Origin of the sequence: Actinokineospora pegani (genome assembly GCF_009745975.1) — a bacterium.
GTDB classification, from domain to species: Bacteria; Actinomycetota; Actinomycetes; order Mycobacteriales; family Pseudonocardiaceae; genus Actinokineospora; species Actinokineospora pegani.
The window spans coordinates 1-3898 of sequence record NZ_WHOL01000078.1; the positions used below are offsets into that span (position 1 = coordinate 1).

Consider the following 3898-nt stretch of genomic DNA (forward strand, 5'->3'; position numbering starts at 1 on the left):
TCCGTCCGGTGAGCACGCTGCAGTTCAAGCGTTCGCCCCGCCTAGCCGCGCCGCGGCAGCCCGACCGGGTGGCCGTGCGCGCGGGCGGCGACACGCTCACCTACGCCGACCTGGTCGGCCGCGCCGGGGCCATCGCCGCCGCGCTGCGCGGGCGCGGGGTCGGGCCGGGCGACACCGTCGCCGTCGCGCTCCCCCGGACCGCCGACCTGCCTGCGACCCTGCTCGCCGTGTCGGCCACCGGCGCCGCCTACCTCCCGCTGGACCCGGGCTTCCCGGAGCGGCGCATCGCCCACATGCGCGCCGACGCCGCCCCGGCCGCGACCGTCGCGCCCACCAGCTTCGACCCCGCAGCCCTCGACCCGGCGACCGTGCCGGGGCACGCCCCGCTCGACCCGGTGGCCGTGCCCGCCGACAGCCCCGCGTACGTGCTCTACACCTCCGGTTCGACCGGCCTGCCCAAGGGCGTGGTCGTCCCGTCGGCCGCGCTGATGAACTTCCTCGGCGACATGGTCGACCGCTTCGGCCTCGCCGAGCACGATTTACTCTGCGCCATCACCACCGTCGGCTTCGACATCTCCGCGCTGGAGCTCTACCTCCCGCTGCTGTCCGGCGCCGCCGTGCTCCTCGCCGACTCCGACACCGCCCGCGACCCGGTGCTGCTCGACGCGCTGCTGCGCGACAGCGGGGCCACCGCCATGCAGGCCACCCCGTCGCTGTGGCAGGCGCTGCTCGCCGCCCGCCCCGACGCGGCGGCGGGTGTGCACGCGCTCGTCGGCGGTGAGGCCCTGCCCGCGGACCTGGCCGCCGCCCTGCTCGACGGCGCCCGCGCGGTGACCAACCTCTACGGCCCCACCGAAACCACCATCTGGTCCACCGCCCACCACCTGGAAGACGGCGACCGGAGCGCGCCGCCCATCGGCGTCCCCATCGCCAACACCACCGCTTACGTCCTCGACCCCGCGCTGCGCCCGGTGCCCGCCGGGGTCGCGGGCGAGCTGTACCTGGCGGGCTCGGGGCTGGCCCTGGGCTACCACCGCCGCGCGGGGCTGACCGCGTCGCGGTTCACCGCCGACCCGTACGGGTCCGCCGGGTCGCGCATGTACCGCACCGGCGACGTCGCGCGGTTCCGGTCCGACGGCGTGCTGGAGGTCCTGGGGCGCGTCGACCACCAGGTGAAGATCCGCGGGTTCCGGGTGGAGCCGGGCGAGGTCGAGGCCGTGCTCAACCGGCAGTCCGGTGTGGACCGCGCGGTGGTCGTGGCGCACGGTGGCTCGCTGGCCGAGCAGCGCCTCGTCGCCTACGTCGTCGGCGAGGCCGACCCCGACGGGCTGCTGGCGGCCTGCCGGGAGTCGTTGGCCGAGTACATGGTGCCCTCGCTGGTCGTCGCGGTCGAGACGATCCCGTTGACGCCCAACGGGAAGGTCGACCGGGCCGCGCTGCCCGCCCCGGAGCTGGCGGGCGGTGGGGGCAGGCGCGCCCGCAACCCGCGCGAGCAGGCGCTGTGCGAGCTGGTCGGCTCCGTGCTCGGGGTCGACGGCGTGGGCATCGACGACGACTTCTTCGCCCTCGGCGGCACCTCGCTGCTGGCCACCCGGTTCGCCGCCCGCGCGGCGGCCGAGCTGGGCGTGGCGGTCTCGATCAGGACCGTCTTCGACACCCCGACCGTCGCGGGCCTGGCCCCGGCGCTGACCACGGCCGGGGAGCAGGACACCCCCCGCGCCCGCCCGCGCCCCGAACGCGTTCCGCTGTCGTTCGCGCAGCGCAGGCTGTGGTTCGTCCACGAGCTCGACGGGCCGGACGCGGCCTACAACATCCCGCTCGCGCTGCGGCTGACCGGCCCGCTCGACGTCGCCGCCCTGCGCGCCGCCGTCGATGACGTGCAGGAGCGGCACGAGGTCCTGCGCACCGTCGTCGCCACCGGGCCCGACGGCGAGCCGCACCAGGTCGTGATCGGGCGCGGCGCGCCGCTGGCCGAGGCCGAGCACGACCCGGTCCGCCTGCGCGCGGCCGTCGAGCACGCCTTCGACCTGCGCGCGGAGACGCCGCTGCGGCCGACCCTGCTGCGCCGGTCCGACACCGAGCACGTGCTCGTGCTGGTGCTGCACCACATCGCGGGCGACGAGTGGTCCCTGGGCCCGCTGGTGTCCGACCTCGCCGCCGCCTACACCGCCCGCGCCGCCGGGGCGGCCCAGGCGTGGGAGCCGCTGCCGCTGCACTACGCCGACTTCGCGCTCTGGCAGCACACCCTGGACGACCCGGGGCTCGACCACTGGGCCGACGCGCTGCGCGGCCTGCCCACCGAGTCGGCCCCGCTGCCCGACCGCGGCCGGACCGCCGAGCCCACCCGCACGGGCGGCGTCGTGCCGCTCGACATCCCCGCCGCGCTGCACCGCCGCGTGCTCGACCTGGCCGCCGCCACCGGCACCAGCGCCTTCATGGTCGTCCACGCCGCGATCGCCGCGCTGCTCGCCCGCCACGGCGCCGGGACCGACGTGGTGGTCGGCACCCCGACCGCGGGCCGGGTCGACCCGGTGCTCGACGGGCTCGTGGGCTTCTTCGTCAACACCGTGCCGCTGCGCACCGACCTGTCCGGCGACCCCGCGTTCGGCGACCTGCTCGGCCGGGTCCGCGCCGCCGACCTCGCCGCGTTCGACCACCAGGGCACGCCGTTCGACCGGATCGTCGAGGCCGTCGCCCCCGACCGGGTCGCGGGCAGGCACCCGGTGTTCCAGGTGCTGTTCGCCTACCACCCGCCGCTGCCCACCGCGCACGGCTTCCCCGGCCTGACCGCCGAGACCGAGTTGCTGCACACCGGCAGGCCCAAGTTCGACCTGGCGTTCGACCTGTCGGAGCGCGCCGACGGGGCCGGGCTGACCGGGTTCGTCGAGTACGCCGCCGACCGCTACTCGACCGCCACCGCCGCCCGGCTGGCGGCCAGGCTGGTGCGGCTGCTCGAGGCCGCGCTCGACGAGCCGGACCGGCCGGTCGGCTCGCTGGAGCTGGCCGACGCCGCCGAGCGCGCCGCGCTGGCCCGCTGGAACGACACCGATGTCGAGGTGCCCGCGACGACGCTGCCGGAGTTGGTGGCCGGGCAGTGCCGGTCCCGGCCCGACGCGCTCGCTGTGGTCGTCGACGGCGGTGAGTCGCTGACCTACGGCGAGTTGGAGGAGCGGGTCGCCCGGTTCGCGGGTGCGCTGTGTGAGCGGGGTGTCGGGTACGGGGCGGTCGTGGGTGTGCGGTTGGACCGGTCGGCGGCGCAGGTCGTGGCGATGCTGGCCGCGCAGCGGGTGGGGGCGGCCTACCTGCCGCTGGACCCGGACTACCCGGCCGAGCGCCTGGCGGCGATGGTCGAGGACGCGCGCCCCGCGTTCGTCGTCGACTCGCCGGACCTGCCGGTCGGCCCGCCGGTCACCGAGGTGCCCGCGGGGGACCGCGCGGCGTACATGATCTACACGTCCGGGTCCACGGGCAGGCCGAAGGGTGTGGTGGTCCCGCAGTCGGGCATTGTGAACCGGCTGTTGTGGATGCAGGCCGAGTACGGTTTGGTGCCGGGGGAGCGGGTGTTGCAGAAGACCCCGGCGAGTTTTGACGTGTCGGTGTGGGAGTTCTTCTGGCCGTTGGTCACGGGTGCCACGTTGGTGTTCGCGAAGCCGGGTGGGCACAAGGACCCGGCGTACTTGGCTGAGGTGATCGACCGGCAGCGGGTGAGCACTGTCCACTTCGTCCCGTCGATGTTGCGTGCGTTCTTGGCCGACTTCCGTCCGGTGTCGGGATTGCGGCGGGTGTTGTGCTCGGGCGAGGCGCTGCCGGTCGATCTGCGGGACGAGTTCTTCGCCAAGTGCGATGCGGAGCTGCACAACCTCTACGGCCCCACGGAGGCCTCGGTCGACGTCACCGC

At 75.6% G+C, this 3898-nt stretch carries 1 protein-coding gene; it reads left to right on the forward strand.

Annotated elements, in window-relative coordinates; translation table 11 throughout:
- Positions 1-8: 8 nt before the first annotated feature.
- Positions 9-3898 (forward strand): non-ribosomal peptide synthetase (locus tag GCL84_RS12815; protein WP_156755683.1); only part of this gene is annotated, 3890 nt, incomplete at its 3' end.